This is a genomic window from Bradyrhizobium sp. LeoB3, assembly GCF_055456055.1.
Window position 1 is genome coordinate 50,568 of record NZ_JBVBEF010000046.1, and the last position, 16,906, is coordinate 67,473.

Annotated in this window: 13 protein-coding genes; 9 read left to right on the plus strand and 4 right to left on the minus strand. The window is 64.3% G+C overall.

The window, feature by feature from the left end; genetic code table 11:
- Window positions 1-101 precede the first annotated feature (101 nt).
- Genes ACZXDY_RS26130 through aat form a run of 4 tightly spaced genes read left to right on the plus strand, consistent with a single transcriptional unit; the run spans window position 102 to window position 3,883 of the window.
- Window positions 102-1,631, plus strand: coding sequence for a sensor histidine kinase (locus ACZXDY_RS26130; protein ID WP_464347492.1), 1,530 nt, complete (start codon window positions 102-104; stop codon window positions 1,629-1,631).
- Entirely contained in the window at window positions 1,628-2,068 is a 441-nt protein-coding gene (locus ACZXDY_RS26135) for a response regulator (protein ID WP_028164172.1), read from the plus strand. Before ACZXDY_RS26130 ends, ACZXDY_RS26135 begins: the two co-directional genes overlap by 4 nt.
- Window positions 2,065-3,156 carry a sensor histidine kinase gene (locus ACZXDY_RS26140; RefSeq protein ID WP_464347493.1) on the plus strand — a complete coding sequence of 364 codons (1,092 nt, stop codon included), beginning with the start codon at window positions 2,065-2,067 and terminating at the stop codon, window positions 3,154-3,156. The genes ACZXDY_RS26135 and ACZXDY_RS26140 overlap by 4 nt, the downstream gene beginning before the upstream one ends.
- Before the next feature lie 46 nt (window positions 3,157-3,202).
- Window positions 3,203-3,883, plus strand: coding sequence for a leucyl/phenylalanyl-tRNA--protein transferase (gene aat, locus ACZXDY_RS26145; RefSeq protein WP_464347494.1), 681 nt, complete (start codon window positions 3,203-3,205; stop codon window positions 3,881-3,883).
- Between the two features lie 97 nt (window positions 3,884-3,980).
- Here the strand turns inward: aat and ACZXDY_RS26150 are convergent, their stop codons facing one another.
- Window positions 3,981-4,988 carry a DUF2155 domain-containing protein gene (locus ACZXDY_RS26150; protein WP_456646148.1) on the minus strand — a complete coding sequence of 336 codons (1,008 nt, stop codon included), beginning with the start codon at window positions 4,986-4,988 and terminating at the stop codon, window positions 3,981-3,983.
- Window positions 4,989-5,234: 246 nt separating this feature from the next.
- On the opposite strand from ACZXDY_RS26150, the gene ACZXDY_RS26155 reads away from it, so the two are divergent.
- Complete coding sequence (locus tag ACZXDY_RS26155; RefSeq protein WP_464347495.1) at window positions 5,235-6,185, plus strand: alpha/beta hydrolase fold domain-containing protein; 951 nt, start codon at window positions 5,235-5,237, stop codon at window positions 6,183-6,185.
- A 12-nt stretch (window positions 6,186-6,197) separates the two neighbouring features.
- Here ACZXDY_RS26155 and ACZXDY_RS26160 read toward each other — a convergent pair whose 3' ends face one another.
- Window positions 6,198-7,136 carry a GlxA family transcriptional regulator gene (locus ACZXDY_RS26160; RefSeq protein ID WP_464347496.1) on the minus strand — a complete coding sequence of 313 codons (939 nt, stop codon included), beginning with the start codon at window positions 7,134-7,136 and terminating at the stop codon, window positions 6,198-6,200.
- A 130-nt stretch (window positions 7,137-7,266) separates the two neighbouring features.
- Between ACZXDY_RS26160 and ACZXDY_RS26165 the strand changes: the two genes are divergently transcribed.
- Complete coding sequence (locus ACZXDY_RS26165; protein WP_464347497.1) at window positions 7,267-7,953, plus strand: DJ-1/PfpI family protein; 687 nt, start codon at window positions 7,267-7,269, stop codon at window positions 7,951-7,953.
- A 336-nt stretch (window positions 7,954-8,289) separates the two neighbouring features.
- Here ACZXDY_RS26165 and ACZXDY_RS26170 read toward each other — a convergent pair whose 3' ends face one another.
- Window positions 8,290-8,700 (minus strand): NADH:ubiquinone oxidoreductase subunit NDUFA12, encoded by a 411-nt coding sequence (locus ACZXDY_RS26170; protein WP_464347498.1) that lies wholly within the window; start codon window positions 8,698-8,700, stop codon window positions 8,290-8,292.
- Between the two features lie 261 nt (window positions 8,701-8,961).
- Here ACZXDY_RS26170 and ACZXDY_RS26175 point away from each other — a divergent pair, with 261 nt between their 5' ends.
- Together ACZXDY_RS26175 and ACZXDY_RS26180 are read left to right on the plus strand one after the other, a co-directional pair.
- On the plus strand, window positions 8,962-9,612 hold the full coding sequence (locus ACZXDY_RS26175; protein ID WP_409334815.1) for a BA14K family protein: 651 nt from the start codon (window positions 8,962-8,964) through the stop codon (window positions 9,610-9,612).
- Window positions 9,613-9,800: 188 nt separating this feature from the next.
- Window positions 9,801-10,205, plus strand: a complete 405-nt coding sequence (locus ACZXDY_RS26180; protein WP_464347499.1) for a response regulator — start codon at window positions 9,801-9,803, stop codon at window positions 10,203-10,205.
- Window positions 10,206-10,226: 21 nt separating this feature from the next.
- Here the strand turns inward: ACZXDY_RS26180 and ACZXDY_RS26185 are convergent, their stop codons facing one another.
- Window positions 10,227-11,123, minus strand: coding sequence for a DMT family transporter (locus tag ACZXDY_RS26185; RefSeq protein WP_464347500.1), 897 nt, complete (start codon window positions 11,121-11,123; stop codon window positions 10,227-10,229).
- A gap of 796 nt (window positions 11,124-11,919) precedes the next feature.
- Between ACZXDY_RS26185 and ACZXDY_RS26190 the strand changes: the two genes are divergently transcribed.
- Window positions 11,920-15,678, plus strand: a complete 3,759-nt coding sequence (locus tag ACZXDY_RS26190) for a vitamin B12-dependent ribonucleotide reductase (RefSeq protein ID WP_028164069.1) — start codon at window positions 11,920-11,922, stop codon at window positions 15,676-15,678.
- The last annotated feature ends 1,228 nt before the right edge of the window (window positions 15,679-16,906 follow it).

Consider the following 16,906-nt stretch of genomic DNA (forward strand, 5'->3'; position numbering starts at 1 on the left):
TACGCATGGAACAAAGCACGGAACCGTGCGTTTGCAGCGACCGGGATGTCCCATCCCCGAGGACCGCTTGCATTCCACTGGATCCATGACACGAGGCACCCGTGACGTCTGACGCCAAGCGCCGGCGCGCATTGGGGCAGATCCTGCTGCTCGCGGCGGGGCTCGTGGTGCTGGTTGCGATCAGCGCCGGGTCGGTCCTGCTGGTGAACAAGGCGCGCCAGGATAGCGCCTGGGTGGTCCACACCGTCGAGGTGGAAAACCAGATCAATGCCGTACTGCTCGAGCTCCGCCGTGCCGAAAGCGCGGCCCGCGCCTATCTCTTGACCCGCTGGCCGGAATTCCTGACCGACCATGAACAGGCGGTGGCCAACGTCGTCCCCTATGCGGATAAGCTGGCGCAGCTCACGGTCGACAATCCGCTTCAGGTCGAGAACGTGAAGAAGATGCGCGCGGCAATCGACATCCGGCTCGATCAGTTCAGGCGCGAAATGGATTTCATAAAGCGGGACGAACCCGCCAGCGCCGCGGCGCTGGTCCGCGAGGCGGCCGCCGGCAACACCAATGCCATCATCCGCGACGTGACGGACAAGATGCACGCCGAGGAAGAGCGGCTGTTCGATTTGCGGACGGCCAATGCCGACCGCTCGCAGATACTGGCGTCCTCCGTCACCATCGCCGGATCGTGCATCGTGATTGCGCTTGGCGCGATCGCGGCGTTCCAGGTGCGCCGCTCCACGCGCGTCCGCGACGAGGCCGAGACCAAGCTCCGGGACCTCAACGTCACCCTGGAGACCAGCGTGCAGGAGCGCACCGCCGATCTGCGCGAGGCCAATGACGAGATCCAGCGCTTTGCCTATATCGTCAGCCACGACCTGCGCTCGCCGCTCGTCAACATCATGGGCTTTACCGGCGAGCTCGAGGAGCTGCGCGGCGACATCTTCAAGCGGATCGCCGCCCTGAGCCACAGCGCCTCGGAAGCTGCCGCATTGCCGCAGAACGCCACCGACAGCGCCGAGCCTGTGCTCGAGAGCGCCGACAAGCAGCTCTCCGACGATTTCTCCGAGGCGCTCGGCTTCATCAAATCCTCGATCGCCAAGATGGATCGCCTGATCACCGCGATCCTCAATCTCACCCGCGAAGGTCGGCGCGAGTTCAGTCCCGACCGGATCAACACTCGCGAGCTGATCGAGGGCATCGCCGCCACCGTGGCGCATCAGGCGGCCGAGGCGAATGCGCAAATCCGCATCGAGCCATTGCCTGATATCACCAGCGACCGTCTTGCGCTGGAGCAGATCTTCTCCAATCTCATTGACAATGCGCTCAAATATCTGAGGGACGGTGTTCCCGGCGACATCGCAATCCGCGGACGCACCAAGCTTGGCTTTGCGATCTTCGAAATCAGCGACAATGGCCGCGGTATCGATCCCAAGGATCACCAGCGCATTTTCGAGCTGTTCCGCCGGGCCGGAACTCAGGACAAGCCCGGCCAGGGCATCGGGCTCGCGCATGTGCGGGCGCTGGTGCGACGTCTTGGGGGAACCATGTCGGTCGCCTCGGAACTTCACAAGGGCAGCACATTCACGATAACACTTCCAGTCAACTGGGCCGCCAAGCGGAAGGCAGATGTATGAGCAATCCAGTCACCATTATCATGATCGAAGACGATGAAGGCCACGCGCGGCTGATTGAGCGGAATATTCGCCGATCCGGTGTCAACAATGAGATCCTGCCGTTCAGGAACGGTACAGATGCGGTCGGCTATCTCTTCGGCCCGGATGGAAGCGGCATCGACCAAAAGGGCCGCGCGCTGCTCATCCTGCTTGATCTCAACCTGCCCGACATGACCGGCATCGATATCCTGAAACGGGTCAAGGAGAACAAGCACCTGAAGTCGACCCCGGTGGTGGTGCTGACCACCACGGACGATTCGCAGGAGATCAAGCGATGCTACGAGTTCGGCTGCAACGTCTACATCACGAAGCCGGTGAACTACGAGAGCTTCGCCAACGCAATCCGCCAGCTCGGACTGTTCTTCTCGGTCATTCAGGTTCCGCCAGCAGCAGCATGAGCACCACGAGCCCCACCCTGCTCTACATCGACGACGACGAGGCGCTGGCGCGGCTTGTCGACCGCGGCCTGACGCGGCTCGGGCTGAAGGTGGTGCACGCGGCAAGCGGCCAGCAGGGGCTGGATCGCATCGCACAAGGCGGCATCGACGTGGTCGCGCTCGACCAGTACATGCCGGGTCTCGACGGGCTCGAGACGCTCGAGCAGATCCTGAAAATTCCCGACGCGCCACCGGTCGTGTTCGTCACGGCCTCACAGGATTCCGCGATCGCCGTCACCGCGCTGAAGGCCGGCGCGGCGGACTATCTTGTCAAGGACATCCACGGCGAATTCATTCCGCTGCTCCAGGTCGCCATCAACGGCGCGCTACGTCAGGCGGAATTGCAGCGGGCGCGCGACGAGGCGGAAGCCGAGATCCACGCCTCGCGCGACCGCTTCGCTGCGCTCGCCGCCGAGCGCGAGGTTTTGCTCCGTGAGGTCAATCACCGCGTCGGCAACTCGCTGCAGATCATCGCCTCGCTCCTGCACCTGCAGGCGAGTTCGGCGACACAGGACGACGTCAAGGCGGCGCTCACCAACGCGATGGGCCGCGTCGCTGCCGTCGCCCAGGTCCACCGTCGGCTCTACACCTCGCACGACCTGAAGAGCGTGCTGCTGAACCAATATCTGGAATCCCTGCTCGAAGATCTCCGCCGCTCGGCTGAAGGCAACCGGATGTCGCGGCTGACCTCGAAGGCCGAACCGATCGAGATCGATCCCGATCGCGCGGTCGCGATCGGCATCATCGTCAACGAGCTGGTGATGAATGCGGTGAAGTACGCCTATCCCGACGGCGCCGGCCCGATCCATGTGGAGCTCAAGGCCGAGGGCGATGATCTGCTGCTGGCGATTTCCGACGACGGCGTTGGCCTCAACGTCAAGGCCGACCCGCGCTCCACGGGCCTAGGCCAGCGCATCGTCAGCGCCATGGCCTCCAAGCTCGAGGCCAGCGTCGAGCGCGACCCCAACCATAGCGGCACGCGCATCCTGGTACGCTTTCCGCGTGCCAGCGGCGCAACGGCGAAATCCGCCAGCGCCGCCGCGAGCTAGCTCGGCCCCTATCGCGCCGCCCCCGCTCGCCTGCTATTCTCCAACCATGACATCGCGCGACTCCGCCGCATCCGAGATCACACCCGACGTGCTGCTGCGCGCCTATGCCTGCGGCATCTTTCCGATGGCCGAGAGCGCCGACGATCCCACGCTGTTCTGGGTCGAACCGGAAATGCGCGGCGTGATCCCGCTCGACGGCTTTCGCATCACTTCGCGGCTGGCGCGCACGGTGCGTTCCGATGCGTTCACCGTGACGGTCGACACCGCGTTCAAGGCCGTTATCGCCGGCTGCGCCGCTCCGGCGGAAGGACGCGAGGACACCTGGATCAACAACCGCATCCGCGAGCTCTATGTCGGGCTGCATCGGCTCGGCCACTGCCACAGCGTCGAGGCCTGGCAGGACGGCGAACTGGTCGGCGGTCTCTACGGCGTCAGCCTGGGGCGCGCCTTCTTCGGCGAGAGCATGTTCCATACGGCGCGCGACGCCTCGAAGGTCGCCCTGGTCCATCTGGTGGCGCGGCTGATTGCCGGCGGCTTTCAGCTGCTCGACACGCAATACGTCACTGAGCACCTGCGCAGCTTCGGCGCGCTCGAAATCCCGCGCCGCCGCTATCGCGCGCTGCTCGACCAGGCGATCTCGGGTGCGCCCGCTGATTTCCTCAAGTTGCCGACCGATCAGCCGATCAAGGGCAGTGATGCGCTCGCGATCATCGCAGCGCGCACATGAACCCTCGTAGCCCGGAGCGCAACGCAACTCGGGACATCTCTCAAATGGCGCGAACCCGGGATTGCGCTTCGCTCCATCCGGGCTAAGCCATCTCCACTTAGTTCCCGAATATGCTGAAGAGCCCGCCGGGCCGCTGCTGTGGTGGAGGGGGCGGCGGTTGGGGCTGCGCCGGCGGCTGCTGGTATTGCGGCTGCTGCTGCGGCGGCGGACGCGGGGTCGCCTGCTTTTGCGCGGGCGGCCGCTTCTGCGCCGCCGGCGGTGGGGCCGGCTGTTTCGGCAGATCGGGCGCCGCGTTGACGATGGTCTGCTCCGGCCCTTTGCAGTCGGTCAGCCAGATATCATAGATCGGATGCTCGACACCGTGCAGGCCCGGACTTGCAGCGAACATCCAGCCCGAAAAAATCCGCTTCACCTCGCCCTGCAGCGTGATCTCGTCGACCTCGACAAAGGCATCGGTGTTGGCGGCTTCCGTCGAGGGCCGCGTGTAGCAGGCGTCCGTCTTCACACGCAGCGCACCGAACTGCACGGTCTCGCCGATATCCTCCTCGAAATTGATGATGCGCCCGGTGATCTTGTCGAGCCCGGAGAAGGTCGCCTTCTTGTTCGCGATCTTGGTCGACGGCGGCTCGCTCACCACCTCGTCGCCGGGCTGCAGCGTTGCCGGCGTCTGCGGCACGCTCTTGGGCTGACGCTGTCCGGGCGGCAATCCCGGCAACGGATTGGCACCGGGCGGCGCATTGGCGACATTAGGAGGCGCTCCGGGCGATGGCGGCTGCACGGCGACCGCGGGCGGCGCATTCGGAGGAGGCCCCTGGGTGCCCGGCGGCGGCGCCAGAGGCTGCGACTGGAAGCTGCCCGGTGGCGGCACCCCCTGCCCCGGCGGCGGCCGGTTCGGTGTCGGCAACAATCGGCCGCGCGGCAATTCCGGCACTTCCTCTTCATCGTCGGGAGCCGCCTGCTGGCCGCCACGCGGAATCGCGCCCGGCGGGCGCGGGGCGGGATCGGAGAAAATAGTACCGATCTGCGCGCGCGCAGGCTGCGCAAGCGGGAGGGTTGAGGCGGCGATCAGGGCCGCAAAGCCAGTCAGGGCAACGGTTCGGAGCATCTCGCGCGGCTTCAAGGAACGAATCGGGCTTTGAACATACTAATCAATTATTGGCTACATGCCGCTCGCAGGTTCACCGGTTAACACGCCGAATACGGCGGGGAAAGGGCGGGCCTCCGCCACTGGTCAGGCTCCCTGCCCCATGAGATAGTTCCCGGCACTCGCCGAGGTCTGCGGACCGCCACGCGGAAAACAGCAAGAAATCCGGAAAACCGGACCGGATGATCCAGAGGAAGCCCGTCCAATATGCCTATCGTTCTCGATCCCGATGCCGCCGCCGTCTTCAAGGCCTTTCAGGAGGCTGGCCGCCCCGCTTACGAAACGCTGACCGCCCCGGAAGCGCGTGCGTATTATTCGCAGGCGCGCTTTGTCAGCAATCCTGAGCCGCCGGAGCTGGCACAGGTCGAACCGCTGTCGATCCCCGCGCCCCACGGCACGATCCCGGCGCGGGTCTACAGGCCCAAGAAGCTGCGCCAGAAGGACGGCCTGTCACCGGCGCTGGTGTTCTTCCACGGCGGTGGCTGGGTGATCGGCGATCTCGACACCCATGATGTGGTCTGCCGGAAGCTTGCCGATGAAGGCGAGCTGATCGCGATCTCCGTCGACTACCGTCTCGCGCCAGAGCACAAATTCCCTGCGGCCGTCGACGATGCCATCGCGGCGACGAAATGGGTGGCGGCAAACGCGAAGCAGCTCGGCATCGATGCCGCGCGCCTTTGCGTCGGCGGCGACAGCGCCGGCGGCAATCTCGCCGCGGTCGTGGCGATCGCTGCGCGCGACGGCAATGGTCCTGCCATCGCGGGGCAAGTGCTGATCTATCCGGCAGTCGATTTCGCGATGACGCATCCCTCGCACAGCGAGCCGGAGACCAGCGTCCTGCTCACGCACTCCGTCATCCGCTGGTTTCGCGATCACTATCTCAGCAGCGCCGCGGACGCGCATGATTGGCGCGCGTCGCCGGCGCGTGCGACGACCCTGATCGGCCTGCCGCCGGCCTATGTGCTGACCGCCGGCGCGGATCCCCTGCGCGATGAAGGCGACGAATATGCCGAACGCCTCAAGGCAGCCGGCGTGCCCGTGACCTACAAGCACTTTCCCGGCCAGTTCCATGGCTTCTTCACCATGGGCAAATTGCTCAACCAGGCCAATGTCGCTGCAAGCGATATCGGCGCATGGCTGAAGCAGCTCAACGCGTAACCGAGCGGGCAGTTATCCTGCCCTCGCCGCCCGCCGCAGCGATTGCGGCGGCTGGCCGAAGGCGCGGATGAAGGCGCGGCGCATCCGCTCGGGATCGCGAAAGCCGGTCGCCTCCGCGACGCGCTCGATGGCTTCCCCCGAGGACTGCACGCGCTGCCGCGCCACCTCGATGCGCAAACGTTCCACCGCTTTCGATGGCGTCGTGCCGGTCTCCGCGACGAAGGCGCGGGTGAAGTGGCGCGAGCTCATGCCGGCTTTCTCCGCCATGTCCTCGACCGTCAGCGGCGCATCGAGATGCTCGCGCGCCCAGGCGAGCAGCGGGCCGAAGCGGCCGTTTGCAGCCTTCAACTCCAATAGCGAGGAGAATTGCGACTGGCCGCCGCTGCGGCGGTGATAGAGCACGAGGTGCCGCGCGGTCTTTTGCGCGATCTCCTCGCCATAGTCCTCCGTGATCATCGCCAGCGCCAGGTCGATCCCGGCGCTGATCCCGGCCGAGGTCCAGATGTTGTCGTCGCGGGTGAAGATGCGATCCGGCTCGAGCTTCACTTTCGGATAGGCGGAAACGAAATGCTTGGTCCGCTGCCAATGCGTGGTGGCGCGGCGGCCGTTGAGCAGGCCGGCTTCGGCGAGGATATAGGCGCCCGAGCAGACGCTCGCGATGCGCACCCCGCGCTTGGCCAGCATGCGCACGAATGCCAGCGTCTTCGCGCACCTCGCCGCCATACGTACGCCCTCGCCGCCCGCAACGACCAGGGTCGAGATCGCCGCTGACGGTCGCAGCCCTCGCGCGAGCATCTCGGCGCCCGAGGACGAACGCACCGGCCCCGGCGTCACCGCGATCACCTTCAGCGCGGGCGGATTGTCGGCAGAGCGCGCGGCGATCTCGAAGACCGAGATCGGGCCGGCGGCATCCAGCAATTGAAATTCGGGGAAGATGAGGACGCCGATCATCTGATCTTCTCCTGTCGGTCTCCAAGAACTCTTCAGGACGCCGATTGTCCGGAAATGAGGGAATTATGCCATTTTGGACATGAAGCCGCCATGCCATTCTGTCGCGGTCAACGGATATTGAGGTGTTCCCATGTCCAGCCCGCTACAGATCGGACTTCTGGTGTTTCCGAAGGTGACGCAGCTCGACCTCACCGGTCCGCTGCAGGTGTTCTCCTCCGTGCCCGGGGCCAAGGTGCATCTGGTGTGGAAACGGATCGAGCCGGTGCCGAGCGACACCGCGCTGGCGCTGATGCCGACGGTCAGCTTTGCTGACTGCCCGCAACTCGACGTGATCTGCGTCCCCGGCGGCATGGGAGCCGACGACATGACAAACGATGAGGAGATGCTCGCTTTCCTGCGCAAGCAGGCCGAGGGCGCAAAGTATGTCACCTCGGTCTGCACGGGCTCGCTCGTGCTCGGCGCCGCCGGTCTGCTCAAGGGTTATCGCGCCGCGACCCACTGGTCGGCGGTCGATCTCCTCGCCGCGTTCGGCGCGATCCCGGCGCGGATGCGGGTCTGCATCGACCGCAACCGCATCACCGGGGGCGGCGTCACCGCCGGCATTGATTTCGCGCTGACGCTGGTGTCGGAACTCGTCGACCGCAGGACGGCGGAAGCGATCCAGCTTCGGCTCGAATACAATCCGAAGCCGCCGTTCAACGCCGGCTCGCCGGACACCGCGCCGGCCGAAATCCTCGCCTTCATGAAAGAGAAGATGGCATCGTCACAGGCGCGCCGCGGCGAGATGATCGCCCGCGCCGCGGCACGGCTCGCATAAATTTCAACGCAAAGAAAAAGGCCGCCAGGTTTCCCGGGCGGCCTTTCCTGTCTTACGGTGGCCTCACATTAACGGGCGATTTCAGGACGTCTGCACCGGGGGGCCTATGTCCCGGCCGCATCCCACTCGGAGGCCGCTGCTCATCGGGGCAGTCGCGATTCTGGAGCCCGATCCGACGCGATGGTCATCCATCTCCGTAAGATGCCCCTATTGAGCTCCGGTCCCGCGTGACGTGCAAGGAGGTCGTGTTGCTCGTCCCCGCTGTTACCGCTGTTCACAGGCGCGCGTGCGCTGCACGCGCAATTGCGCGCTCGCACAACGTACGAATGAGGTTGATCAGCCTGCGGGCGTCCAGGGCTGGTAATCGCCGGTCGCCTTCGGGCGACGGCCGCGCGCCAGCGTCGAGCCGGACGGACGGTACGCCGCCGGCGTGCCCGTCATGTTCGGCACATGCGGCTTTTCCCATTCCCGCGGCGTGTATTTCTCTTCGGTCGGTGGCAGGTCGACCACGTGATGCAGCCAGCCGTGCCATGATGGCGGCACGCGCGAGGCTTCGGCGTAGCCGTTATAGATCACCCAGCGGCGCTCGAAATGCAGCACCGGATCGATCTTGCCGCCCCGGGTGCGATAGTAGCGATTGCCCTGCTCGTCCGTACCGACGAGCTCGCCGAACCGCCAGGTCCAGAGCTGCGTGCCAAAGGTCTGGCCGTTCCACCACGTGAAGAATTTGAGCAGGAATTGTTTCATGAAGCGCCGGCCGGTTCGGGATCGTTGGGCTGTGATGCCACCGGCGGATCGAATTGTCCAGATTGCCGCACGTGTTGTGCCCCAGAGCGGAACATCACAGCGCAGTGTTGGCGGCCAATTGTCGCGGAATTCGGTCTAACCCGTTCATTCGCCATACAGTTCTTATCTGACAGGCTGAGACCCCGCGCAATGAAGTGGCGCGAGGCTCGGGAACGCCGGCCCCCGGAAAGGGTTGGGCCATGTCCCGCAGATGGAGTCCCAATGATGATCAATCTCAAGATTTTAGGCACCGCCGCGGCGCTCGCGCTGGTGCTGCCGCTCGTGGTGCCGAGCGAAGGCTTTGCGCAGGGTACCAAGTTCTCGGCCGGGCGGGTCGGCGGCGGCGGAGCGGCCATTGGAGGCGGTGGAGGTGGATTCCGCGGCGGCGGCTTTGCCGGTGGAGGCGGCGGCTTCCGGGGCGGCGCCTTTGCCGGCGGCGGCGGTGGCTTCCGAGGCGGCAGCTTTGCCGGCGGCGGAGCCGGCCTTGGCACCAAGTTCGCGGGCGCTCCCGCCTTCCGCGGCGGCGCGGTTGCTAATCCTCGCTGGAGTGGTGGCCGGCCCGGGTGGAGCGGTGCGTATCGGCCCGGCTGGCGCGGCGGCTATGGTCACCGCGGCTACGGAGTCTGGCCTGGTATTGCTGCAGGTGCCGTGATCGGCGGCGCCCTCGCGTCGAGCGCCTATTACGACGACTATTATGGCGGCTATGGCTACGCACCGAGCTACTACGACGACGGCTATTACGATGACAGCGCTGCGGTTGCGGTCGCGCCTGGCGGCGGTGACGTCGCTTACTGCCAGCAGCGCTACAAGTCCTATGACCCGGCGTCGGGAACCTATCTCGGTTATGACGGTCAGCGTCATCCCTGCCCCTGACCGGCTGATTCCTTTCGCGTGAAAAAGGGCGGCGAAAGCCGCCCTTTTTGTTGAGAAGATAAATTCGGCTGTCACCGAATCTCATATGCACGGCATCTTGCAGACGTGCTATCGCGCTTCCGCCTTAATCAAACAGTCGGCCGTGCGGGTCGGCATATGCAGATATCATCGCAACAAGAGGATCCATCGTGCCGCGCGTTCTCGTGGTCGATGATGACCCCATGGTGTGCGCCGCCATCGAGGTCTGTCTGAAGCGCAAGGGGTTTGACGTCACCGTCGCCGATGGCGGCGAAGCCGGGATGGTCGCGCTTGAGGATCGAAGCTTCGACGTGATGCTGATCGATGTCTTCATGCCGCATATGAGCGGCTTCGAATCGATCCGGATCTTTCACGAGCGCGCGCCCGAGATCCCGATCGTCGCGATGTCCGGCTACGCCTTCGCCAACGCCGAGCGTGCGCCGGATTTCCTGCGCATGACCCTGGAGCTCGGCGCCGTGCGCTGCCTGCGCAAGCCTTTCACGCCGGAGGCGCTGATCACCACCGTCAACGAATGCCTCGGTCAATCAGCGGCATCGACGCGCGCTTTGAAGTAACGACACAAGGCGGTCGATCAGCTACGATCGCGTGGCCAGCACAACAGCGGCGAGCGTGAAGATGAGCGCTGCGACCTGCGTCGGCCCGAGCGGCTCGCCCAGCGCGATGGCGGACGCCACCACGCCGATCACGGGCACCGCCATGGTGCCGATCGCCGCGATCGAGGCCGGCAACCGCCTGAGCGCGGCGAACCAGCTCACATAGGCGATGCAGAACTGGATCAGGATCGAATAGACGAGCAGCCACCAGCCCAGCGTCGTCACGCGATCGAAATGCGAGGTCTCGACGAGAAGACCGGCCACGGCCACCGGCAGGCAGCCGAGGCCGATCTGCCAGGCCGCCGCCGGAATCGGTGTCATCTTCAACGGCAGCTTTTTCGCGAGCACCGTGCCGAGCGCAAAGCCGAAGGCGCCGGTGATCGCCATGATGATCCCCGGCAGCTTTTCGCGGCTCGCGGCAATTCCGTTGCCGCCCATGATGGCGGCGAGCCCGGCGAACGCCATCACCAGCGCGATCGTGCGCAGCAGCGTCGGCCGTTCGCCGAGCACCGGCCAGGCCAATAGCGAGGCCCACACCGGCATGGTGTAGGCGATCAGCGCGGCTTCGCTGGCCGGCAGCCAGAGCAGAGCGAGGCCCATCAGCACCATCCAGCCGGTGACGTTCAGTAGCGACGCCAGCATCAAGCGCAGCCACATCTCGCGCCCGACCGACAGGCTCTGCCCGCGAACGACCGCGAGCAGAGCGAGCAGCACAGCCCCAATCACACCGGTCGAGCCGCGCAGCGTCAGCGGCGGCAGCTCGCTTAGCAGGTACTTCATCACCGGCCAGTTGAAGCCCCAGCCCACCGACGTAACGGCGAGGAACAGGAAGCCCGCAGGCGCAAGTCGGCCGCGCGCGCTCGGTTTTGATTCTGTCATGAAGCCCGGCAGGGAATGGAATCGGCGGCGACCATGCCTTCGATTTGGGCGGCCGACCACGCGCCCGCCAGCATACCTGTCCGTAACTTCCCCGTAAGCTCACGTGAGTCTTCGGAATTCAATCCGTCAGACGCCAAAAATACCTGCCCTGTGAAAAGCGGGCGAAGCCATTGTTCCACAGCCGACATGAGATTTTTTTCTCTTGGGAATCCCTGAGGACTCACTGATACTTGGCCGGGTCACAGGCGCGGCACGGCCCCTGTTATCCTCCCTTTTCCACCATATTTAGTATTTGATTCAGGAACTCGTACTAATCCTTGACGGGCGTCACGGACTTGGCCTAGCTTTCATTTTGTTCGGCGCGAGTGTGTTTCGGGTCCCCGCCGGTCGCTCCCAAAAGGGTCCAGAACGACCACTCCGTCAGCCGAACAGGCTGCGGGTGAAGGGCTTTGCTGCCCGCGATTTCGGAAATTCCTCCCGGAATTTCCCGGGCATTTTGGGACGCCAATAACGGGTCGGAAAAGGCCCATTGGTGACCTGTCGCGTTACGAGTTTTGAGGCGTTGAACGCATGACCCGAACGGTCCGCCTGGGCCGGTCAGGGACGTGCCGTCGCCGGATCGGTGCCAGCCGATACCTGCGATCGAGAGAAACAGGCCGGTCCACCGGCTGAGCTTGCGGGGCTCTGGCCCCCCACCCTTTGGACGGAAGGATGGGACCAGGGACTCGCTCTAGGAACAACATTTCCGGATCACCCCTGCGGCAATGGGGGCCGGGCAGAAGACGGGGCACGACGCATGCATATCGAACGGCGCAACACCACTGCGGGACAATCTCCTTACGCCGGGATCAATTTCAGGCTGACCACGTCTGAGATCCGCAATCCCGATGGCTCCATCGTGTTCCGTGCGGAGAATGTCGAGGTGCCCGAGTTCTGGTCGCAGGTCGCCTCCGACGTGCTCGCCCAGAAATATTTCCGTAAAGCCGGCGTCGCTGCGCGCCTGAAGAAGGTCGAGGAGGAGACTGTCCCCTCCTGGCTGTGGCGCTCGGTGCCCGACACCGAGGCGCTCGCGCTGTTGCCTGACAGCGAGCGCTATGTCGGCGAGACCTCGGCCAAGCAGGTGTTCGATCGCCTCGCCGGCTGCTGGACCTATTGGGGCTGGAAAGGCGGCTACTTCTCCTCGGATGAAGACGCGCAGGCCTTCTTCGACGAGATCCGCTACCAGCTCGCCAAGCAGATGGTGGCGCCGAACTCGCCGCAATGGTTCAACACCGGCCTGCACTGGGCCTATGGCATCGATGGCCCCGGCCAGGGCCACTATTACGTCGACTACAAGACCGGCAAGCTGACCAAGTCCAAATCGGCTTACGAGCATCCGCAGCCGCACGCCTGCTTCATCCAGGGCATCGAGGACGATCTCGTCAACGACGGCGGCATCATGGACCTCTGGGTGCGCGAGGCGCGCCTGTTCAAATACGGCTCCGGCACCGGCTCGAACTTCTCGCGCCTGCGCGGCGAAGGCGAGAAGCTGTCCGGCGGCGGCCGCTCGTCGGGCCTGATGAGCTTTCTCAAGATCGGCGACCGCGCCGCCGGCGCGATCAAGTCCGGCGGCACCACGCGCCGCGCGGCCAAGATGGTCGTGGTCGACATCGATCACCCCGACATCGAGACCTATATCGACTGGAAGGTGAAGGAGGAGCAGAAGGTCGCCGCCCTCGTCACCGGCTCCAAGATCAACCAGAAGCACCTGAAGGCGGTGCTGAAGGCCTGCGTCAACTGCGAAGGTTCGGGCGACGACTGCTTCGATCCCGAAAAGAACCCTGCCCTGCGCCGCGAGATCAAGCTCGCGCGCCGCGCGATGGTGCCCGACAACTACATCAAGCGGGTGATCCAGTTCGCCAAGCAAGGCTACAAGGACATCCAGTTCGACGTTTACGACACCGACTGGGATTCGGAGGCCTATCTCACCGTCTCCGGCCAGAACTCCAACAACTCGGTATCGCTGAAGGATGACTTCCTGCGCGCGGTCGAGACCGACGGCGACTGGAACCTGATCGCCCGCACCAACAGGAAGGTGACGAAGACGCTGAAGGCGCGCGATCTCTGGGAGAAGATCGGCTACGCCGCCTGGGCCTCGGCCGATCCGGGCCTGCACTTCAACACCACGATGAACGACTGGCACACCTGCAAGGCGTCCGGCGACATCCGCGCGTCCAATCCGTGCTCGGAATACATGTTCCTGGACGATACCGCCTGCAACCTCGCGTCCGCGAACCTCCTCACCTTCTACAGCACCACGACCAAGCGCTTCGACATCGAATCCTACGAGCATCTGTGCCGGCTCTGGACCATCGTGCTCGAGATTTCCGTGCTGATGGCGCAATTCCCCTCAAAGGCCATCGCGGAGCTCTCCTACGAATTCCGCACGCTCGGCCTCGGCTTCGCCAATATCGGCGGCCTCCTGATGACCATGGGCCTGCCCTATGACAGCAAGGAAGGCCGCGCGCTCTGCGGCGCGCTGACCGCCGTGATGACCGGCATCGCCTACAAGACCTCGGCCGAAATCGCGGCCGAGCTCGGCACCTTCCCCGGCTACAAGAAGAACGCGGCCCACATGCTGCGGGTGATCCGCAACCACCGCCGCGCCGCGCATGGCAACGCGGCCGGCTATGAGGCGCTCGCGGTCAACCCGGTGCCGCTCGACCACGCCTCCTGCCCGCAAGCCGACATCGTCACGCATGCGACCAGGGCCTGGGACGATGCGCTCGCACTCGGCGAGCAGCATGGCTATCGCAACGCCCAGACCACCGTGGTGGCGCCGACCGGCACCATCGGCCTGGTGATGGATTGCGACACCACCGGCATCGAGCCCGACTTCGCGCTGGTGAAGTTCAAGAAGCTCGCCGGCGGCGGCTATTTCAAGATCATCAACCAGGCGGTGCCGGAAGCCTTGCGCGCGCTCGGCTATCGCGAGAGCGAGATCGCGGAGATCGAGGCTTACGCCGTCGGCCACGGCTCGCTGTCCAACGCGCCGGGCATCAATGCCTCCACGCTGAAGGCAAAAGGCTTCACCGACGAGGCGATTGCCAAGGTCGAGAAGGCGCTGCCGACCGCGTTCGACATCAAGTTCGCCTTCAACAAGTGGACCTTCGGCGAGGACTTCATCCGCGACACGCTCGGCATCGGCGCGGAGGCGATCGCCGCCCCCGGCTTCGACCTGCTCTCGGCGATCGGCTTCTCCAAGCGCGAGATCGAGGCGGCCAACGTGCACATCTGCGGCGCGATGACGGTGGAAGGCGCGCCGCATCTGAAGGCCGAGCACTATCCGGTATTCGACTGCGCCAATCCCTGCGGCAAGATCGGCAAGCGCTATCTCTCGGTCGAGAGCCACATCCGCATGATGGCGGCCGCGCAGCCGTTCATCTCGGGCGCGATCTCCAAGACCATCAACATGCCAAACGACGCCACGGTGGAGGACTGCAAGTCCGCCTACCTGTTGTCCTGGAAGCTGGCGCTGAAGGCCAACGCGCTCTACCGCGACGGCTCGAAGCTGTCGCAGCCGCTCAACTCGCAGCTCATCTCTGATGATGAGGACGAGGACGATGCGGTGGAAGCGCTCTACGAGAAGCCGATGGCCGCGCGCGCCGCGCAGGTCTCCGAGAAGATCGTCGAGAAGCTGGTCGAGCGCATCGTGGTGATGCGCGAGCGCGAGAAGATGCCGGACCGCCGCAAGGGCTACACCCAGAAGGCGGTGGTCGGCGGCCACAAGGTCTACTTGCGCACCGGCGAATATGACGACGGCCGTCTCGGCGAGATCTTCATCGACATGCACAAGGAAGGCGCGGCACTCCGCTCCTTCATCAACAACTTCGCGATCGCGGTCTCGCTCGGCCTGCAATATGGCGTGCCACTCGATGAATATGTCGACGCCTTCACCTTCACCCGCTTCGAGCCCGCGGGTCCGGTGCAGGGCAACGACTCCATCAAGTACGCGACCTCGATCCTCGACTATGTCTTCCGCGAGCTCGCGGTGAGCTATCTCGCCCGCTTCGACCTCGCCCATGTCGACCCAACCGAGAGCGGCTTCGACGCGCTCGGCAAGGGCGTCGAGGAAGGCAAGGAGCCTGAGGGACCGCAGCACCAGGCGACGAAGTACCTGTCGCGCGGCCTCACCCGCTCGCGCACCGACAACCTCGTCGTCATGCGCGGCGGCTCGACCGCAGTCAGCCAAAACGCCGACAACGCCCCCGCCGGCGGCTCCCGCGTCACCGCCCTCTCCTCGCAAGGCGCCTCCCGCGTCTCCGACACCATCGAAGGCGCAGTCGCGCTGAAGCAGGAAACGGAGCACGACCTCTCGCCTGCGGAGAAGGTGGGGCACTGGAGCAAGGCCGGCACGGCGGCTGCTGTCGCCCCGACAAAGGCCGAACGCCGCGCGGAGGCGAAGGCCAAGGGTTACGAAGGCGAGATGTGCTCGGAGTGCGGCAACTTCACGCTGGTGCGGAATGGCACGTGTATGAAGTGCGACACGTGCGGCAGCACGACGGGGTGTTCGTAATCACGCGATGATTGTCATGCCCGGGCTTGACCCGGGTGCAGCCGCGGGCAAAGTTGGTCCCTTAGCCTGAAACACATAAAGCCCCGCCAGCGACGGCGGGGCTTTTCAATTCGGATGTCACGGGTCGAGGACGAACCTTGATCGATCGGACCTAAGTCCGCTTTACCTCGCGAGCCGGCTTCCAGGATGGACGAAAGGATCCTCAGCCACGGGCCAAAAGGCGATATTCGAAAATGGAGAAGGTCACGAGCTAATGCCCAGGTCCTAGCGAGGGCGCGTCTCTTCGACGAAGGCGTTCCATTCATCTCTCATGGTGATCCGAAATAAGCCAGGAGGGATCGCACCCAGATTTGCTGGCGAGAGTTCATTAAGCGGTGGGCCACATGCCTTGATGAAGAAGTTGACGGCATCGCTAGTCGTTAGAACCCCAGCCGCCTGAGCTGTTGGCGCATTCATCCGGACACAGGCTTTAAGGTTGGAAACGACTCGCCGTAATTTATCGCTTTGCTCCGTCTGTGCGGACACCGACCAAGGCACAGTTGCAAGCAGCAGTGTGATTGCGGTTCTCAACGTACCAATTCCACAAAATTAAGCCTCGCCAGAATTGGGTTAGTCATTGCGGTTTAAGTGTGGATAACCCCCGCCGGCCGGCTACTGAATAGTCGCCTTTGGCTCAAAAGGCGACCGACGGTAGTGTCCGTGCCATCGCGGCGGGCTCGTCCTTCCTCCTCCGACCAGTCTACGTGGGACTTGTCGCGGTCTATCGCCGCCTCAGTGCCCATCTCGCCAGAATGTACGGAACAGCGAAACCGAGCACGTCTACTGCCGTTCCAAGGTTTTTCCATTCCCGAGGGCTATAGCCGCAGAATACATACCCGACGTGACCCGCATAATAGACAAGCGGGTATACGACCGCGATTCCAATTATGCCTGCGAAGACTGCCTCGCGCGGCTCCAATACCTCATACCACGCTGGCTCTTTCATCGCGGGTCCTAGTAGCCAATAGTCCGTGCGTCGATACGATATTCACGTGAGCGTAGGCCAAATACGCCAACCTTTGATGTTGGCTAACGCTCAATTTTGAATGAAGCGCTAAAATCCGCTTCCGGTCGATTCCGTTGAAAAAGGCGGCTGTTGCGGCGCAGAGATACTGTTTGCACACCTTAAACGCATTCTCAAGCTCGACCGCCTACGCTTACGAGGCCCAAACGGCGCGCATGACGAGTT

Bases quoted from the DNA above. Each gene is read 5' to 3' on its own strand.
- ACZXDY_RS26135 (WP_028164172.1), top strand. From the start codon at position 1,628: ATGAGCAATCCAGTCACCATTATCATGATCGAAGACGATGAAGGCCAC.
- ACZXDY_RS26140 (WP_464347493.1), top strand. From the start codon at position 2,065: ATGAGCACCACGAGCCCCACCCTGCTCTACATCGACGACGACGAGGCG.
- aat (WP_464347494.1), top strand. From the start codon at position 3,203: ATGACATCGCGCGACTCCGCCGCATCCGAGATCACACCCGACGTGCTG.
- ACZXDY_RS26150 (WP_456646148.1), bottom strand. From the start codon at position 4,988: ATGCTCCGAACCGTTGCCCTGACTGGCTTTGCGGCCCTGATCGCCGCC.
- ACZXDY_RS26155 (WP_464347495.1), top strand. From the start codon at position 5,235: ATGCCTATCGTTCTCGATCCCGATGCCGCCGCCGTCTTCAAGGCCTTT.
- ACZXDY_RS26160 (WP_464347496.1), bottom strand. From the start codon at position 7,136: ATGATCGGCGTCCTCATCTTCCCCGAATTTCAATTGCTGGATGCCGCC.
- ACZXDY_RS26165 (WP_464347497.1), top strand. From the start codon at position 7,267: ATGTCCAGCCCGCTACAGATCGGACTTCTGGTGTTTCCGAAGGTGACG.
- ACZXDY_RS26170 (WP_464347498.1), bottom strand. From the start codon at position 8,700: ATGAAACAATTCCTGCTCAAATTCTTCACGTGGTGGAACGGCCAGACC.
- ACZXDY_RS26175 (WP_409334815.1), top strand. From the start codon at position 8,962: ATGATGATCAATCTCAAGATTTTAGGCACCGCCGCGGCGCTCGCGCTG.
- ACZXDY_RS26185 (WP_464347500.1), bottom strand. From the start codon at position 11,123: ATGACAGAATCAAAACCGAGCGCGCGCGGCCGACTTGCGCCTGCGGGC.
- ACZXDY_RS26190 (WP_028164069.1), top strand. From the start codon at position 11,920: ATGCATATCGAACGGCGCAACACCACTGCGGGACAATCTCCTTACGCC.